Source organism: Erwinia pyrifoliae DSM 12163 (assembly GCF_000026985.1).
Taxonomy (GTDB): domain Bacteria; phylum Pseudomonadota; class Gammaproteobacteria; order Enterobacterales; family Enterobacteriaceae; genus Erwinia; species Erwinia pyrifoliae.
In genome coordinates this window covers 1,392,049-1,408,250 of record NC_017390.1, presented here as the reverse complement: position 1 = coordinate 1,408,250, position 16,202 = coordinate 1,392,049, and the positions used below count along the sequence as shown (strand labels likewise).

Genomic DNA, 16,202 nt, shown 5'->3' with positions numbered 1-16,202 from the left:
TTTAGCAGCCGCAGTCGGGCTGCATGGTCGCTTCTGGCCAGCAGCCTGGCTCATCCCCTGTTGTTACCGGATGCTGGTCGCGTCGCCAGAAATCCAGCCCGCCAATCAGTTCCTTCACCTTAAATCCTGCCGCCGCCAGCTTCCACGCCCCCCTTGTGGAGCCGTTACAGCCGATACCGTCGCAATAAGTGACATACACTTTGTCACGATCCAGCGCCGCCAGGCTGTCAGCGAGCATGGTGCGATGAGGAAAACTGATGGCGCCGCAAATATGTCCGGCGTGATAATGCTGCGATGAGCGCGTATCAATCACCACAATTTCCGCCACGCCGCTTGCCAAATCCTGCGCCAAGTCCCAGGCATCAGCATAGTAAGCCAGCTTCTCCGCCAGCCATGCCTCGCTCTGCCGTGGAGAAGGAGGGGGAAATTGTAATACCGCAGAAAAGTGACGCATAAGGAACTCCTGAGAGATGGGGTGTCTTGCTATCATAAACGGAACAGGTCTTAATAATAAGACCCATTCAGCCACCCGGATAAGACCCATATGGCGCAAACCAACGTCCCGTTCCTCGCCTTATTCAACACGCAACCTGCCGCCACGCTGCGCGCCAGAGTTTGCGCTATGCTGCGTCAGGCCATTGCCAGCGGTATCTTAACTGCGGGAACGCGCCTGCCGTCATCGCGGCTGCTGGCCAGCGATCTTTCCCTGTCCCGCGTCACCATTGAGGCTGCTTATAGCCAGCTTGAGAGCGAAGGATATCTGACGCGCCAAAGCGGCAAGGGAACATTCGTTGCCCTCTTTCCCGGGCGCACGGTGCGCCGCAGCCTGCCCGCGCCGGTACCGGTGTTATCAGCTCGCGGTCAAGGGATTATCGCAAAAGGGGGCTGTGACGATCCGCCGTTTCCCCAGGCCTTTGCCGCTGGCTCCCCCGATCTGCGCGCCTTTCCGCAACAGCTGTGGCGGCGTCTGACGCAACAGCGCCTGGCGCCTGGCGGTGAGTCGCTGATGGGTTACGGCGACCCGTTGGGGCTGCCGGCGCTACGCCAGGCGGTGGCGCATTACCTCGGCCAGTCTCGCGGGGTGCGCTGTACGGCAGACCAGGTGGTGATTGTCACCAGTTCACAGCAGGCGCTACAGATGATCGCCCTGCTACTCTGCGACCAGGGCGACATAGTATGGATGGAGGATCCGGGCTACCCCGGCGCTTATCACGCCTTTCACAGCGCGGGGGCAGAAGTGTGCACCATTGCCACCGACCAACAGGGGGCGATAATTGGCCGTACTGCCGCGCCGCGCCTGGTGTATCTCACCCCTTCTCACCAGTATCCGACCGGCTGCACGCTCAGTGGCCAACGGCGGCTGGCATGGCTTGATTTCGCCCGCCGTCACCAGTGCTGGCTGATTGAGGATGATTACGACAGCGAGTTCCACTACGACGGGCGACCGCTGCCGGCGTTACAGGGACTGGAGGAGCGGGCGCGCGTGCTGTACATCGGCACGTTTTCCAAAGTCCTGTTCCCTTCACTGCGGCTGGCTTACCTGGTGGTGCCGGATGCCCTGGTCGACCCGCTACGCCGTCTGCGCAGCCTGATGGACGGCCACAGCGCCCAGCTGATGCAGGCCGTAACCGCCGACTTTATCCAGCATGGTCACTTTGCTGCCCATCTGCGCCTGATGCGCCAGCTGTATGCCAGCCGCCGCAATCTGCTGATTGACGAGCTAAACAATAAACTGGCGCATCGCCTCAGTCTGTTTCCGCACCAGGGCGGATTACAGCTGGCGGTGGCTTTAAACACCGGGAATGAACAAAGGCTGACCCGACAGGCGTTACGGCACGGGCTGCTGCTGCCGCGCCTGTCGCCGCTGTATCGTCAGCAGCCTGCGCGTGAAGGCTGGCTGCTCGGTTTTTCAGCATTACAGCCCGCTGAGCTGGTGCAGGCAGTGAATAAACTCGCCCGGCTAAGCGACTGAATTCCCGGCTGGCAAAACACATGCCGTCGTTTTGACATTAGCCGTGCATATCCGCCAGCGCAGAGGCAGCGTATACCCGGTTTCGCTGACCGTTAAGGCCAGCCCGCAGATCAGCGGATGGGTTTTTCAAACGCCACTGTTGCCGGCTTACGCTGCTGCGCGCGCATGCGTGTCTGAAAGTGATCAAACTGTGCGGCAATCAGCGCCACCGTCTCATCCCACTCGGCATCCTGGCGTGGCCGCATGGGATAGAGAAGAAAGCCGGTAGTCACAGCATTAGCATCGTTACCAATCTGATAGCCCGGTACGATGCTGAACAGCGGCAGATCGTAACCCGCATTGACCCGATCCCAGCACTCCTGCATAAAGCGCTGCGCCAGCTCCTGACGGGACGGGGCCAGCGCGATCAGATCCGGGGCAAACGGTACCTCAAAGACCACTTCCCAACCAAGACTTGCCTGGTTAAGCACCCGGAACAGGCCGTGACGCTCAAGCGCATCGACCAACGCGTTGCGCGCCTGATGCAGACTGACAAGGTAATCTGCGTAGCCAGCGCGTCCCAGCCGGCGCAGATTGATCCAAGCCGCAAGGATCCCCTGGCCCGACCGCGAGTTTTCAAAGATATAGCGGTAGGCGCGAAATTTGCCCGACTGGAAATCCGTCTCGCCGTAGTGGTAATGACCATCGCCGAGCAGATCCATAAAATGCCGATCGCGGGCAATAAAGAAGCTGCTGGCATACGGGCAAAGGCCGTTTTTGTGGAAATCCACGCCGAGTGAATCAAACCCGCGCAAACCCTGCAGGCGCTGCTGCACTTCAGTCATACGTTGTCTGCTACGCGCATCGGGGATCACATGCCGCAGCTGTTCTTCACCCACGTTGAGCAGGCTTAAATACAGCCAGCCGATAACGCTGTCCAGATGCAGCCACGGACGTTGCTGCAAATGCTGCTCACGCACGAACAGATCGACGATTTCTACTATCTGCTGCGTATTGTCACAGTTGAAATTAATGGTGGTTCCACCGCAGCAAACGATGGCTGCGACCCGACGCCCGCGAGCATGTTGTTGGTAGAGAATGCGTAGCAACGCGTGACGGCACATGCGTCCGTCGCCGTCGCCGGGCACGCGCAGACAGTTGTCAGAACCTAATCCAAGCAGGCTGGCAGCATGTTCAACGCAGTAGTGCGCCCCTTCGCTGCACAAAATCACCAGATCGCCTGGCAGGCCAGAGCATAAGGATTCAGGTGCGATGCGGCTTAACGCTGATTTAATGGCGTACATGATGGTGAGTTTGCCGCCGCTACTGGAGATGCCCATCGCCTGTGGCCAGCCGGCCCAGCGCCCGATGCAGCGAGCCACCTTCTGTTCAATGAGCAGTGACTCGCCGCCAAAAAAATCCATCAGGCTGTTGGCATTATAGGCGGTTGTCAGCCATGCAGCGGCAGTGGACTCCACGCTCGGTGCTGGCACCATGTTAAACAAGGCGTGCCCTGACTGCGGGCGGATTGCTCCCTTAAAGAAGCGCGCCACCTCGTCAAGCAATTCAGCATCACCGGCTGGGGCGTCCTGCTGGTCGCCATCAAGTTCATCCCGCCAGCAGAAGGTTCGCGCCGGGTACTTAGGGCCAAGGCTGCCAAGCGCTGCGGGAGCAAAAGCCAGCTCGGGTAACCCGATCTGGCTGGCGCGGGCGCGATCCTGCACATGGCGGTCTAAATCCTGCGTGAAGTCGATGACGGCCTGCAGGCTTTCTGATTCGCCTGGCAGGGTGTGCTGTCGCATGCTCATGATTTAAATCCGTTTAGGGGGTGAAATAATAGCGGGCGCTTAGTCACCGGTTTCTGGTGTTAAGACCCTTTTCTTCCCATCTGCACAGGAACCTGATACTGGAAGCAAAAATGGCCAGGAGGAACGGCAAAGAGCGGCGCACGAAATCAAAACTTAATACCCTCACGGATATCATCACCTCATGATACATTAAGACCATATTATTAGTAAGGTTAAATGTTGTTTACGTTTAAAATTCAGTCAGCATGAACTGATGGTGGGCTGTCGGAGCGGGATCGAGGAGCGCCAGGCGAGCATTCAATCGGAGGTTCACTGCGGGCAGGCCAGGGCAGCAGCCCGTGGTGCGGAAAGTACACAAGGGGGCGATGGGTTCGCCCCCCTGAAGCGGTTATGCCAGCTTGCGCATCACCAGAGTGGCATTGGTGCCACCAAAGCCGAAGCTGTTAGACATCACGGTGGTCAGTTGGCGCTCAACAGGCTGAGTCACGATATCAAGACCTTCCGCAGCCGGGTCCAGCTCATCAATATTAATGCTTGGTGCCACGAAGCCGTGCTCCAGCATCAGCAATGAGTAGATCGCTTCCTGCACGCCAGCGGCCCCCAGTGAGTGACCGGTCATCGCCTTGGTGGCTGACATCGCCGGGGTTTTGCCCGGGAACACGGCACGAATGGCGCCCAGCTCTTTTACATCGCCAATTGGCGTTGAGGTGCCGTGTGTGTTCAGATAGTCGATTGGCGTGTCCACGCCTTCCATCGCCATACGCATACAGCGCATGGCACCTTCGCCCGATGGTGCCACCATATCAGCACCGTCAGAGGTCGCGCCGTAGCCAACCACTTCAGCATAGATATGTGCGCCGCGCGCCAGCGCGTGCTCCAGCTCTTCAACCACTACCATGCCGCCGCCGCCGGCAATCACGAAACCATCACGCGCGGTGTCGTAAGTGCGGGAGGCTTTTTCCGGGGTGTCATTGTAATCAGTCGACAGTGCGCCCATCGCATCGAACTCGCAGGACATTTCCCAGCACAGCTCTTCGCCGCCGCCGGCAAAAACGATGTCCTGTTTGCCCAGCTGAATCTGTTCGACGGCGTTGCCGATGCAGTGCGCGGATGTCGCGCAGGCCGAGCTGATGGAGTAGTTAACGCCCTGAATTTTGAACGGGGTTGCCAGGCAGGCTGAAACGCCGGAAGCCATCGCTCTGGTCACCATATACGGGCCAACGCCACGCAGACCTTTGGCGCGCATACCATCCACGCTGGCCGCCTGGTAGAACGGCGAGCCGCCGCCAGAACCTGCTACCAGCCCTACGCGCGGGTTGTTCTGATACTGCTCGTCGGTTAAACCTGAATCTTGCACCGCCTGCTGCATGGAAAGGAAAGCATAAACGGACGCACCGCTCATAAAACGCAGCATTTTGCGGTCAATACGCGCTTTAATGTCTTCTTCAGATAACTTGACGTTACCCCAGACGTGACTACGCATGCCGGAATCTTTCAGCTCCTGCGAGAAGGTAATACCGGAGCGCCCTGCACGCAATGATGCCAGAACTTCTTCCTGGTTATTACCAATACTGGAAACGATCCCTAAGCCAGTAATCACAGCACGTTTCATTCAATACCTCTTCCACTTATTCTAATAGGATTCGGGAAACACTTTAGCTTACAGTTGTACGCCGAACAAGTCCGATCAGCTTATTACTGTGTAAATTTGCGTAGGGGCAAGCTCATCGTTAAAATCCCGCCACTGCCTGAGCAATGAGCCTTTGTCGTGAAAATCGCCCCAATAGATTATGCAGAGCTAAGCTGGAATGAATGCGGTACACCTGTATCTCGAGCATTTGATGACGTCTATTTTTCTAACCAGAATGGTCTTGAAGAAACGCAATACGTGTTTCTCAACGGAAATGGCCTGCCCGATCGTTTTTCGACCCATCCGCGTAGCCTGTTTGTGGCCGCCGAGACCGGATTTGGCACCGGGCTGAATTTTCTCGCACTCTGGCAGGCATTTAACGACTTTCAGCAACAGCAGCCGGATGCCCGGCTTCAGCGTTTGCATTTTATCAGCTGCGAGAAGTTCCCTCTCAGTACCAGCGACCTGGCAGCCGCGCACGCTGGCTGGCCCCAGCTTGCATCCCTGGCCAGCCAGCTGCATCAACAATGGCCTGAAGCGCTGCCAGGCTGCCACCGTCTGTTGCTGGATGGCGGGCGCATTACGCTCGACCTGTGGTTTGGCGATGTAAACCAGCTTATCCACACTTTTGATGACACGCTGAATCAGCAGGTTGACGCATGGCTGCTGGACGGCTTCGCACCCGCAAAAAACCCGGAGATGTGGACTGCCGCACTGTTTGACTGCATGGCTCGGCTGGCGCGCCCCGGTGCGACGCTCGCGACCTTTACCGCCGCCGGATTTGTGCGCCGTGGCCTGCAACAGGCCGGGTTTGAAATAAGCAAACGTAAAGGATTTGGGCAAAAACGCGAGATGCTGGCGGGCCATTTGCCGAAGCCTGTCAACACGCAACTCCGAACGCCGTGGTACGCCCGCCCCGCTGCCGACGGCGATGATATCGCCATAGCAGGCGGCGGTATCGCCAGTGCGCTGCTGGCGCTGGCGCTGCTGCGACGCGGTAAAAAGGTAACGCTCTACTGCGCCGATGCCAGTCCGGCACAGGGGGCTTCTGGTAATCGCCAGGCCGCACTATATCCCTTGCTCAACCAGCATGACCCGGCGCTGGCGCAGTTTTTCCCAGGCGCATTTGCTTTTGCCCGCCGATTATACGATGGGGTAAACGTGCCCTTTGAACACCAGTGGTGCGGTGTTACCCAGCTGGCATGGGATGAAAAGAGCGCTGAAAAAATCAGTAAGATGTTGCAAATGGGCCTGCCAGCCTCCCTGGCGGCAGGTGTCACCACAGAGGAAGCCGAGGCGCTATGCGGAGTGGAAACCGGCTGCGGCGGCATTACCTATCCCAGGGGCGGTTGGCTTTCCCCCGCCGAACTCACCTGTGGCCTGTGGCAGCTTGCCGAACAGCAAGGGGCAAAATTGAACTGGCAGCATGAAATTGTGCAGCTGACGCCGCACGAGGATGACTGGCAGCTGAGCTTTGCCACGCAGCCTGCCGCCACCCACCGCAATCTGGTGCTGGCCACCGGTCATCGCCTGGCGGCATTCGCGCAGAGCGCAAAACTGCCGGTCAATGTGGTGGGAGGCCAGGTGAGCCATGTGCCGACCAATGATACGCTGGCGGCGCTGAAACAGGTGCTGTGCTATGACGGCTATCTCACCCCACTCAGTCCGCAGTTTCAGCAGCACAGCATCGGCGCCAGCTATCACCGTGGCGACGACAGCACCACCTATCGCGCCGACGACCAGCAGCAGAACCGCGAGCGGCTGCTCCGCTGCCTGCCAGCGGCAGAGTGGCCCAGGCAGATTGACATCAGCGGCGCACAGGCGCGCAGCGGCGTACGTGCCGCCACCCGCGACCACCTGCCAATGATTGGCGCATTACCGGACTACGCCGCCACGCTTGAACAGTATGCTGACCTGGCACAGCAGCCACAGCAGGCTCCGCCTGCACCTGTGCATAAGGGGCTGTTTGTGCTGGGCGCGTTGGGGTCACGCGGCCTGTGCAGCGCCCCGCTGGCGGCGGAGGTGCTGGCGGCGCAGCTGTGCGCGGAACCCATCCCGCTGGATCGCGCCACGCTGGCGACCACCAGCCCCAATCGCTTATGGATACGCAAATTGCTAAAAGGCAGGGCGCTGAACTGAATCAAGGATTATCTTTACCAACGTGATGCAGTTGGCAAATTAACGCAGATTGACTAAATAGCTGCGCGGAATAGTAGATCACTTTGAGGGAACTCAGCCCGGATTGTGCGATCTGATCAATCGCCAAATCAAAACAAATCACCAACCGGACTGAGCAATGCCGATCATAGCACCCATTTCCCGTGAAGAACGACGCCTGATGCGAAAAGCTATCCATAAAACGCGCGATAAAAATCATGCCCGCAGGCTGACGGCCATACTGATGTTGCACCGGGGAAACCGTGTCAGCCACGTCGCCAGAACGCTCTGTTGCGCCCGTTCATCCGTCGGGCGCTGGATTAACTGGTTTACGTTGTCCGGTGTTGAAGGTCTGAAATCGTTGCCCGCAGGGCGCTCCCGCCGATGGCCATTTGAGCATATCTGCACTCTGTTACGTGAACTGATAAAGCACTCTCCCGGCGATTTTGGTTATCAGCGTTCACGCTGGAGTACGGAATTGTTGGCTATAAAAATTAAAGACATAACCGGCTGCCGGTTGCATGCAGGAACCGTCCGTCGCTGGTTGCCCGCTGCCGGGCTGGTGTGGCGCAGAGCTGCGCCAACCCTGCGGATCCGTGACCCGCACAAAGATGAAAAGATGGCGGTGATCCGCCAGGCGTTGGACAAATGCAGCGCAGAGCATCCGGTATTTTATGAAGATGAAGTGGATATCCACCTCAATCCAAAAATCGGTGCTGACTGGCAACTGCGCGGGCAGCAAAGACGCGTGGTAACACCGGGTCAAAATGAAAAATATTACCTGGCGGGTGCGCTGCACAGCGGAACGGGCAAAGTCAGTTACGTTGGCGGTAACAGCAAAAGTTCGGTGCTGTTTATCAGCCTGCTTAAGCACCTGAAAGCGAGTTACCGCCGGGCAAAAACGATCACGCTGATTGTCGATAACTATATCATCCACAAAAGCCGTGAAACGCTGAGCTGGCTGAAACAGAATCCAAAGTTCAGGGTGATTTACCAGCCGGTTTACTCGCCGTGGGTCAATCATGTTGAGCGCCTGTGGCAGGCGCTGCACGATACCATTACACGCAATCATCAGTGCCGGTCAATGTGGCAACTGTTGAAAAAAGTACGCCACTTTATGAAAACGGTCAGCCCGTTCCCGGGCGGTAAACACGGACTGGCAAAAGTGGAGCGCTATTAGACGCAGCTATTTAGTGCCGGACGGGAAAACCAAATAGCCAGCGCAGTATATTCATCGGGTTATAATAAGAAAATGCGCCCTGCGCCTTCTCCACTGCATTAGTTGCTCACCTGCTGAGCAGCATGACTACTTACCGCAATCATCTTAAGCTCATGGAAGGCCTGATGCCAAAATTCTATACCTGCCTCCTGTGCCACTAACTCGTAGGCTTCACCATTCCACACGCGCTCACCAGCATGACTATTTACCGCAATCATCTGAAGCTCATGGAAGGCCTTATCAGAAGTTCCTATACCTGCATCCTGTGCCACTATCAGGCAGGATTCACCGCCGTCAACGCATGCAACAGAAGAACCATTTACCGCGACAATCAATCCTCTGCAACTTAGCCATGGCTTTACTACCGGGTTCTATGCCGAACTCAGAAGCCACTAACTCGCAGGATTCACCTTTGCGAACGCGTTCACCCGCTGGCCCATTTACCGCAACCATCTGCAACTTGTGCATGTAAAAAGTACCGGGTTGTATGTCGTATTCAGGAGCCACATTCTTGCAGGATTCACCGCTGCGAACACGTTCACCCGCTGGCCCATCTATCGCAAACTTAAGTAGCACACTTTTGTACACATCATGATCCTTAATCACTGAGCTACAATACTCACCGCACTTTATTCGCGAAGAAATAATATCAATGACCAAGTCAGGCGACTTGTCAAAGGGAATACCTCGCAGTTTATCCGATAATTGCTTTTTCAAAGCTGCTTTGTTTTCCGGTAATAACTCTTTATTGTCGGTAATATCCGTTACGGAATGTGGATTTCAGTGAACAAGCATCTGAGTATTTTCCCTCAACGAAACTTTTTGCGGCTAAGGTAAACAGGGTCGGGACACGCTGGTTAGTTTCTAACAATTGATTAGAGTTTTGCAATGTAAAGATCTTTTCAATGATTTTCTTCTCATCCGAACCTAGCCTAATTGCATTAGTACCCTTAGAAGAGCCAACTCCCGAAGAAAAAAACGTATTGATTATAAAGCCGAGCATCACCAACTCCTTTGGAAAAGTTATTTTGACCGATGAGAAAAAACCAGCCGTCAGCCACAGAATTTCCCACATATAATAACATGACAGCGCGAATCAAACTTATTTCACTAACACCCAAGGCAAACATATCAACAGAAAAAAAACGAAAATTTCGCCCGGTTTTTTAAAAGGAAATAATGAAACGGATTATAGTGAAACCAACTTTCCACCAATATAAAAAAAAAGACTTTTAGCATGATGTCAAACTCAGGTTCTCATGCATCACGCCTGCAGCGGTTTCACCACAGGCGCGGGCAGCTATTTCTACGCAGAAATAGCTGCCCGACGAATGACACGAACAATAAGGATATTAAGATGGTCAACAACGGAGTCTGAGGGCGGCAAGCAGGCCGCCCCCGGATAAGGTGCGGATTAAGACGCCTGACGCGCCTGCAGAAACAGGTTGTCCCACATGCCGATCACCAGCGCCTGGTCACGCGGTGACAGTTCCCCGGCCTGGATGGCATTTTGCAGGCTTCTTTGTACCTCGATCTGCAACGCCTCCGGGGTATGTTCGCCGGTCAGCTCCAGCTCGGCGACCGCAAGCGTTAAGTGGCCACGCAGATAGCCGCCCGCGAAAAGCTCGTCATCACTGGCGTGATCCACCATGTCATCAATCAGGCCGAGAATGCGCGCCTCGAATTCAACGATCATAAATTTCCTCTGTAAACGATTCGCTCCGCGCTTAACACAGATCTTCCGGCCAGGGAAACCGTGCCGCCGTCAGCGGTGGAGTTGAGTAAAACGAGCTAAGCTCGGCAATCAGCCGCGCCGGGCGAGCAGGAATGCCATTTTGCAGATACTCCATGACCTGGGCATGAACCTTGCGCTGAAACGCGATGCGATCCGGCTCACAGTCACCTTCAAGGTTGTCACAGCTTACGTTGAAGGGAAAGCCGGCGGCAACACTGAATAGCCATTCCAGCGCCTGAGGCTTGATTTCGACCGATTCAAACTGCCCCTGGGTAGCCGCATCGCGTCCGTCCGGGCAGTACCAATAGCCAAAATCCACCCGCTTACGGCGCGCCTCACCGGCAATGCACCAGTGGGAAATTTCATGCAGCCCGCTGGCATAATAGCCGTGGGCAAACACCACCCGATGCCACGGAGAACGGTCATCCGCCGGAAGATAGATCGGCTCGTCATCGCCTTTAATCAGGCGGGTGTGGAATTGATCCATAAAACAGCGATCGAAAATGTCGATCAGATCCTGATAGTGATGTTGCGTACTCATAGCCGTCAGTCGTCAAAGTAAAAAAACGCGCAATTGTCGCATTTTGCCCGCCGCGTTTCGAGCGATATTCTGCGGCAAAGCCTGGCCATCACAGCGCATGCAGCCATGCGGCCAGCTCTGCTCCGTGGCTGTCATACAGCAGTTTGGCGCTCATCACCGCCGAGACAATCACAATCATTGGGCGGATCAGCTTCTGTCCTTTACTTAACACCATCCTGGCGCCCAGGCGTGCACCGCACACCTGCCCTGCCAGCATCACCAGCCCCACCAGCCACACCACTTTGCCGCTCAGCATAAACAGCAGCAGACCACCCAGGTTAGAGGTGAAGTTCAGTACTTTGGCATGCGCCGTCGATTTCGCCAGGTTATAGCCGCACAGCGTCACAAAGGCCAGCGCATAGAAGGACCCCGCGCCGGGGCCGAAAAAACCGTCATAAAAGCCCACGCAACCGCCGGTCACCAGCGCAAACGGCAGGCCATGCAGACGGCGCTGGCGATCTTCTTCGCCAATACGCGGCATCAGCAGGAAGTAAAGCCCAATGGCAATCACCAGCAGCGGCAGCAGCTGGCGCAGAATGCCCCCCTGTACATGCTGAACCAGCAGTGCGCCAGCAAGAGAACCGACGAAGGTCAGCACAATATTCAGCCGCTGCTCGCGCAGATCCACCGCTTTACGGCGGATAAAGTACAGGCTGGCGGAAAACGACCCACCCACCGATTGCAGTTTATTGGTTGCCAGCGCCTGGGCCGGGGAAAGCCCCGCCGCCAGCAGGGCGGGCACCGTCAACAGCCCACCGCCTCCGGCAATCGAATCAATAAAACCCGCCAGTAACGCCACCAGAAACAGTACGCACAGTAAACCTGGCGCAACGCTAAGCCATTCCATTTAACGCCTTACAGTTGATGGTTATCCAGCAATGCCTGACAGCCAGGCGGTAGCGGCGGCGGTTCGCGTTTCACTGACGGCGTGCTGCCCGGTTTTGGCGGCGCAAACCAGCTTTGCAGTTCGGCTCCACAGCCGTCGCCAGGTGGCGGCGCGGGCTGATCTTCACACTGCAAACTGCCCGCCGGACAGCGCAAGCGTACGTGCATGTGCGCACGATGCTGGAACCATGGCCGCACCTTGCGCAGCCAGGCGCGATCGCTTCCGGCACCGGTACACAGCTGCTGTTTGATCGCCGGGTTAACAAAAATACGCGTGACGTCGTTATCCTGTGCCGACAGTTTGATCAGGCTGTCGATTTCCGGCTGCCAGTGACGCGCCACCACGTTTTTTCCGTCAGCGGTCACCAGATCCAGCGGCTGGGGTTTGAGCAGCATCTGCCGGGTCCAACGCTGTTTCGGCAGCTGCAACCAGATATCAACGTCAAGGCCGGACTGGTGGCTGGCATGACCGCTGCTAAAGCGCCCTCCTGCCGCCATGCCTATATCCCCGATCAGCACTTCCCCCAGTCCCAGCTGATGAGTGTGGTTACTGAGACGCAGAATAAAGGCGATCAGATCAGGATGACCAAAAAAACGACGCTGATCGTTGCGCATCACCTGATAACCCGGCGCATCCAGCGGCAGCGGCTGCGCGCCGATAATACAGCCATTGGCAAACCCCCCTATTGACTGCGGCGCATCGGCAATCGGCTGGCGAACGGTCTGCCACGGCGTGGCGGCCTGCACCGTGGTGGTGCAAATCAACAGCGCACACAGCGCAGTCAGCGTCTTTTTCATGGTGTTACCCGCGTGGCATATCGGCATTAACGTCGGCGTTTTGCCCACGGTGCCGCAACAGGTGATCCATCAGCACAATGGCCATCATCGCTTCAGCAATGGGCACCGCGCGAATGCCCACACAAGGATCGTGGCGGCCTTTAGTGATCATCTCCACTTCTTCACCGCTGCGGTTAATGGTTTTACCCGGCACGGTAATGCTGGAGGTCGGCTTCATCGCCAGATTAGCGGTTATCGTCTGGCCGCTGCTGATGCCGCCGAGAATGCCGCCCGCATGATTGCTCTGGAAACCGTTTGCGCGTATCTCATCGCGGTGCTCGCTGCCACGCTGGTTAACCACGGCAAAGCCATCACCGATTTCAACGCCCTTAACGGCGTTGATACTCATCAGCGCATGAGCCAGATCGGCATCCAGACGGTCAAATACCGGTTCACCGAGGCCCACCGGCACGTTTTCTGCCATCACCGCCACTTTGGCTCCGATGGAGTCGCCCTCTTTCTTTAAGGCACGCATCAGTTCATCCAGCGCATCCAGCTTGTCCACATCCGGGCTGAAGAACGGGTTCTGCTCCACCTGCTGCCAGTCTTTCAACTCGCAGACTACGTCGCCCATTTGCGCCAGATAGCCGCGTACTTTGATGTCATGTTTCATAGCCAGGTATTTTTTGGCTATCGCTCCGGCCGCGACGCGCATCGCCGTTTCGCGGGCTGAAGAGCGGCCACCGCCACGATAGTCGCGGAAACCGTATTTACCATCGTAGGTAAAATCCGCATGACCGGGACGGTAGAGTTCTTTGATCGCACCGTAATCCTGCGAGCGCTGATCGGTATTTTCGATCAGCAGCCCAATACTGGTTCCGGTGGTACGTCCTTCGAACACCCCGGAGAGGATTTTCACCCGATCCGGCTCCCGACGCGGAGTGGTATAGCGTGAAGTGCCCGGACGACGTCGATCGAGATCGTGCTGCAAATCGTCTTCGGTCAGCGGAATGCCCGGTGGAACGCCATCAACGATGCAGCCAAGAGCGATGCCGTGGGATTCACCAAACGTCGTGACCCGGAATAGTTGTCCAATGGTATTACCCGCCATGCTGGCTCCTTGCGAAAATTGAGTCTCAGTCTTTATACATTTTAAAGTGATGTTGCGCGTCGATCAGCTGCTGTCTGGTCAGCATAAATACGCCATCACCGCCATTTTCAAATTCCAGCCAGGTGAACGGCACATCAGGGTACTGCTCGATAAGGTGCACCATACTGTTACCGACTTCGCAGATCAGCACCCCCTGCTCGCTCAAGTATTCCGCTGCACAGCCCAGAATACGCCGCGTCAGCGTCAGACCATCGTTGCCTGCCGCCAGGCCCAGTTCCGGCTCGTGGCGATACTCGTTGGGAAGGTCATCCATATCATCAGCATCAACGTACGGCGGGTTGGTGACAATCAGGTCATACTGAGTTTTCGGTAACTCGCGGAACAGGTCGCAGCGGATGGGCGTCACATGCTGTTCAAGACCGTGCGCGCTGATATTCTGCTCGGTCACCGCCAGCGCATCGTCGGAGATATCCACTGCATCAACCTCTGCTTGCGGGAAAGCCCAGGCACAGGCAATCGCGATGCAGCCGCTGCCGGTACACATATCCAGAATATGCTGCGGCTGGTGGCCGATAATGCCGGCAAAATGCTGATTAATCAGTTCGCCTATCGGCGAACGTGGCACCAGCACACGTTCGTCGACATAAAATTCGTGGCCGCAGAACCAGGCCTTATTGGTGAGGTAAGCCACCGGAATACGTTCGTCAACCCGGCGGATCACGCGTTCAACGATACGCTGGCGCTCGCTCAGGGTAAGGCGCGCAGTACGCATATCCTCCGGGATATCCAGCGGCAAATAGAGCGTGGGGAGCACCAGCTGGACGGCTTCGTCCCAGGGATTATCGGTGCCGTGGCCGTACCAGATATCAGCAGCGGCAAAGCGGCTGACCGACCAGCGCAACATATCCTGAATAGTGTGCAGCTCATTGACTGCTTCATCGACGAAAATTTTGTCCAAGGTGCCCTCCGCAGGCCGTTCTGTTAAACCCGGGCGCTAGTTTGCCACGAAGCCGGCAATAATTCAGCGCAGGGGTGTGAAAAAGGTAAGATTTGTTTTAGCCTGATCAGAGGAAAAGGTAGACTTAGCGTATCAAATTGAGGGAATGGCGAAGTGTGCCATCCGAAAATTCAGCCTTCACAGAGTAGCGATTGCCAGAAATGAGTAAAAAAGAGAAGCTCAGTGCGGAAGAAAGGACGTTGTTTCGCGGGCTGATGAGCGGCACCCGTCAGCTGGTACAGGATACAATTGCCCACAGGCCGCCGCGCAAAAAATTCAATCAGGTACCGGTGAAACGCCTGCTGTCTGAACAGATGAACGCCAGCCACTATTTTTCCGATCAGTTTCAACCGCTGCTGCCGAGTGAAGGCCCTGTGCGTTATGTACGCAGTGACGTCAGCCACTATGAGCTGAAAAAACTACGCAGGGGGGATTATACGCCAGAGATTTTTCTTGATCTGCATGGTCTGACGCAGCAGCAGGCAAAACAGGAACTGGGCGCGCTGATTGCCGCCTGCCGCCGCGAACACATCTTCTGCGCCAGCGTCATGCATGGTCACGGCAAGCATATTCTCAAGCAACAGACGCCGCTGTGGCTGGCACAGCATCCGTGGGTGATAGCTTTTCATCAGGCACCTAAGCTGTTCGGGGGTGACGCCGCGCTGCTGGTGCTGATTGAAGTTGAAGAGTGGCTGCCGCCGGAGCTGCTTTAGACTTCACCGGCGCAGCATCATTGTGCTTGATTTCCGACATATAGCTCGCGGAGCACCCCTTCAGGGGCGCGCTCCGCAATGCGGTCAGATAGCCTTAGCCAGTTTTGCCGGAGAAACCTGCCATTCCAGCTCGCCCGCCGAGTTAACCGCATCAAAAGCAACACAGGCGATAGCAGACGTAGCAAACATCGGCGGTGCTTCCTGTGGGCAAAGTTCTGTTACCAGATAACCCACCAGCGGCAGGTGAGAAATCACCAACGCTGATTTTACCCCTTGATTAGCCAGCACCTGTAGGTAGCATGCCACCTGCTCCGGGTCGCCACCCGGCGTCAGTTCCGGCAGTACGTCCTCTCCGTCAGGCAGGGGCAGCGCCTCACGCACTGCGCTCAGCGTCTGCTGTGCACGTAGATAAGGGCTGACTAAAACCCGCTCGATGTCCACGGACTGGCCGTTAAGCCATGTCGCCATCTGACGAGTTTCATCACTGCCGCAGTGGGTCAGAGGCCTAACCGAATCACTCGCTGCTTCTAAGGCAGCATCGCCGTGACGCATTATAAAAACTTGCATATAGCACCGATGTTGTTAAACAAAAACGCCGGGGGCAACGCCTTCCGACTCTTCATTCTGAGAATGAACGCT

The 16,202-nt window shown here is 56.4% G+C and carries 17 protein-coding genes; 4 read left to right on the top strand and 13 right to left on the bottom strand.

Going from position 1 to position 16,202, the window contains the following annotated elements; translation table 11 throughout:
- Position 1: 1 nt before the first annotated feature.
- Positions 2–454 (bottom strand): rhodanese-like domain-containing protein, encoded by a 453-nt coding sequence (locus tag EPYR_RS06235; RefSeq protein ID WP_014538731.1) that lies wholly within the window; start codon positions 452–454, stop codon positions 2–4.
- Between the two features lie 90 nt (positions 455–544).
- Here EPYR_RS06235 and pdxR point away from each other — a divergent pair, with 90 nt between their 5' ends.
- Positions 545–1,972 (top strand): MocR-like pyridoxine biosynthesis transcription factor PdxR, encoded by a 1,428-nt coding sequence (gene pdxR / locus EPYR_RS06230; protein ID WP_012667552.1) that lies wholly within the window; start codon positions 545–547, stop codon positions 1,970–1,972.
- A gap of 110 nt (positions 1,973–2,082) precedes the next feature.
- On the opposite strand, the gene EPYR_RS06225 is transcribed toward pdxR, so the two are convergent.
- Both EPYR_RS06225 and fabB read right to left on the bottom strand, forming a co-directional pair.
- A complete protein-coding gene (locus EPYR_RS06225) occupies positions 2,083–3,759 on the bottom strand; it encodes a pyridoxal phosphate-dependent decarboxylase family protein (RefSeq protein ID WP_012667551.1) in 1,677 nt (558 codons plus the stop codon).
- A gap of 388 nt (positions 3,760–4,147) precedes the next feature.
- A complete protein-coding gene (gene fabB / locus EPYR_RS06220) occupies positions 4,148–5,371 on the bottom strand; it encodes a beta-ketoacyl-ACP synthase I (RefSeq protein ID WP_012667550.1) in 1,224 nt (407 codons plus the stop codon).
- 156 nt (positions 5,372–5,527) lie between these two features.
- On the opposite strand from fabB, the gene mnmC reads away from it, so the two are divergent.
- Together mnmC and EPYR_RS06210 are read left to right on the top strand one after the other, a co-directional pair.
- Positions 5,528–7,528 (top strand): bifunctional tRNA (5-methylaminomethyl-2-thiouridine)(34)-methyltransferase MnmC2/FAD-dependent 5-carboxymethylaminomethyl-2-thiouridine(34) oxidoreductase MnmC1, encoded by a 2,001-nt coding sequence (gene mnmC, locus EPYR_RS06215; RefSeq protein WP_012667549.1) that lies wholly within the window; start codon positions 5,528–5,530, stop codon positions 7,526–7,528.
- Positions 7,529–7,685: 157 nt separating this feature from the next.
- Positions 7,686–8,726, top strand: a complete 1,041-nt coding sequence (locus tag EPYR_RS06210) for an IS630 family transposase (protein WP_012666458.1) — start codon at positions 7,686–7,688, stop codon at positions 8,724–8,726.
- 98 nt (positions 8,727–8,824) lie between these two features.
- On the opposite strand, the gene EPYR_RS20595 is transcribed toward EPYR_RS06210, so the two are convergent.
- The 9 genes from EPYR_RS20595 to prmB form a co-directional block, all read right to left on the bottom strand.
- Positions 8,825–8,983 (bottom strand): hypothetical protein, encoded by a 159-nt coding sequence (locus EPYR_RS20595; protein WP_157861013.1) that lies wholly within the window; start codon positions 8,981–8,983, stop codon positions 8,825–8,827.
- Between the two features lie 76 nt (positions 8,984–9,059).
- Positions 9,060–9,482 carry a hypothetical protein gene (locus EPYR_RS20260; protein ID WP_012667546.1) on the bottom strand — a complete coding sequence of 141 codons (423 nt, stop codon included), beginning with the start codon at positions 9,480–9,482 and terminating at the stop codon, positions 9,060–9,062.
- 28 nt (positions 9,483–9,510) lie between these two features.
- Positions 9,511–9,840, bottom strand: coding sequence for a hypothetical protein (locus tag EPYR_RS06200; RefSeq protein ID WP_148217829.1), 330 nt, complete (start codon positions 9,838–9,840; stop codon positions 9,511–9,513).
- A gap of 339 nt (positions 9,841–10,179) precedes the next feature.
- On the bottom strand, positions 10,180–10,461 hold the full coding sequence (locus tag EPYR_RS06195) for a YfcL family protein (RefSeq protein WP_012667544.1): 282 nt from the start codon (positions 10,459–10,461) through the stop codon (positions 10,180–10,182).
- Between the two features lie 31 nt (positions 10,462–10,492).
- Complete coding sequence (locus EPYR_RS06190; RefSeq protein WP_012667543.1) at positions 10,493–11,041, bottom strand: elongation factor P hydroxylase; 549 nt, start codon at positions 11,039–11,041, stop codon at positions 10,493–10,495.
- 88 nt (positions 11,042–11,129) lie between these two features.
- The gene (locus EPYR_RS06185; protein WP_012667542.1) at positions 11,130–11,927 is read right to left on the bottom strand and encodes a sulfite exporter TauE/SafE family protein; all 798 of its coding nucleotides are present in this window, start codon (positions 11,925–11,927) and stop codon (positions 11,130–11,132) included.
- Positions 11,928–11,935: 8 nt separating this feature from the next.
- Entirely contained in the window at positions 11,936–12,763 is an 828-nt protein-coding gene (gene mepA / locus EPYR_RS06180) for a penicillin-insensitive murein endopeptidase (protein ID WP_012667541.1), read from the bottom strand.
- A 4-nt stretch (positions 12,764–12,767) separates the two neighbouring features.
- On the bottom strand, positions 12,768–13,853 hold the full coding sequence (aroC, locus tag EPYR_RS06175; RefSeq protein ID WP_012667540.1) for a chorismate synthase: 1,086 nt from the start codon (positions 13,851–13,853) through the stop codon (positions 12,768–12,770).
- Between the two features lie 25 nt (positions 13,854–13,878).
- Positions 13,879–14,811 carry a 50S ribosomal protein L3 N(5)-glutamine methyltransferase gene (gene prmB / locus EPYR_RS06170; RefSeq protein WP_014538729.1) on the bottom strand — a complete coding sequence of 311 codons (933 nt, stop codon included), beginning with the start codon at positions 14,809–14,811 and terminating at the stop codon, positions 13,879–13,881.
- A gap of 200 nt (positions 14,812–15,011) precedes the next feature.
- On the opposite strand from prmB, the gene smrB reads away from it, so the two are divergent.
- Positions 15,012–15,563 carry an endonuclease SmrB gene (smrB, locus tag EPYR_RS06165; protein WP_012667538.1) on the top strand — a complete coding sequence of 184 codons (552 nt, stop codon included), beginning with the start codon at positions 15,012–15,014 and terminating at the stop codon, positions 15,561–15,563.
- Positions 15,564–15,647: 84 nt separating this feature from the next.
- On the opposite strand, the gene sixA is transcribed toward smrB, so the two are convergent.
- Positions 15,648–16,130 carry a phosphohistidine phosphatase SixA gene (gene sixA, locus EPYR_RS06160; RefSeq protein ID WP_012667537.1) on the bottom strand — a complete coding sequence of 161 codons (483 nt, stop codon included), beginning with the start codon at positions 16,128–16,130 and terminating at the stop codon, positions 15,648–15,650.
- Positions 16,131–16,202: the final 72 nt, after the last annotated feature.

Excerpts from the sequence above, each read along its gene's own strand:
- fabB (WP_012667550.1), bottom strand. The coding sequence starts at position 5,371 with ATGAAACGTGCTGTGATTACTGGCTTAGGGATCGTTTCCAGTATTGGT.
- smrB (WP_012667538.1), top strand. The coding sequence starts at position 15,012 with ATGAGTAAAAAAGAGAAGCTCAGTGCGGAAGAAAGGACGTTGTTTCGC.
- mepA (WP_012667541.1), bottom strand. The coding sequence starts at position 12,763 with ATGAAAAAGACGCTGACTGCGCTGTGTGCGCTGTTGATTTGCACCACC.
- EPYR_RS06185 (WP_012667542.1), bottom strand. The coding sequence starts at position 11,927 with ATGGAATGGCTTAGCGTTGCGCCAGGTTTACTGTGCGTACTGTTTCTG.
- EPYR_RS06195 (WP_012667544.1), bottom strand. The coding sequence starts at position 10,461 with ATGATCGTTGAATTCGAGGCGCGCATTCTCGGCCTGATTGATGACATG.
- EPYR_RS06200 (WP_148217829.1), bottom strand. The coding sequence starts at position 9,840 with ATGTGGGAAATTCTGTGGCTGACGGCTGGTTTTTTCTCATCGGTCAAA.
- pdxR (WP_012667552.1), top strand. The coding sequence starts at position 545 with ATGGCGCAAACCAACGTCCCGTTCCTCGCCTTATTCAACACGCAACCT.
- EPYR_RS06225 (WP_012667551.1), bottom strand. The coding sequence starts at position 3,759 with ATGAGCATGCGACAGCACACCCTGCCAGGCGAATCAGAAAGCCTGCAG.
- sixA (WP_012667537.1), bottom strand. The coding sequence starts at position 16,130 with ATGCAAGTTTTTATAATGCGTCACGGCGATGCTGCCTTAGAAGCAGCG.
- EPYR_RS20595 (WP_157861013.1), bottom strand. The coding sequence starts at position 8,983 with ATGATTGCGGTAAATAGTCATGCTGGTGAGCGCGTGTGGAATGGTGAA.
- aroC (WP_012667540.1), bottom strand. The coding sequence starts at position 13,853 with ATGGCGGGTAATACCATTGGACAACTATTCCGGGTCACGACGTTTGGT.
- EPYR_RS06190 (WP_012667543.1), bottom strand. The coding sequence starts at position 11,041 with ATGAGTACGCAACATCACTATCAGGATCTGATCGACATTTTCGATCGC.
- EPYR_RS06210 (WP_012666458.1), top strand. The coding sequence starts at position 7,686 with ATGCCGATCATAGCACCCATTTCCCGTGAAGAACGACGCCTGATGCGA.
- EPYR_RS06235 (WP_014538731.1), bottom strand. The coding sequence starts at position 454 with ATGCGTCACTTTTCTGCGGTATTACAATTTCCCCCTCCTTCTCCACGG.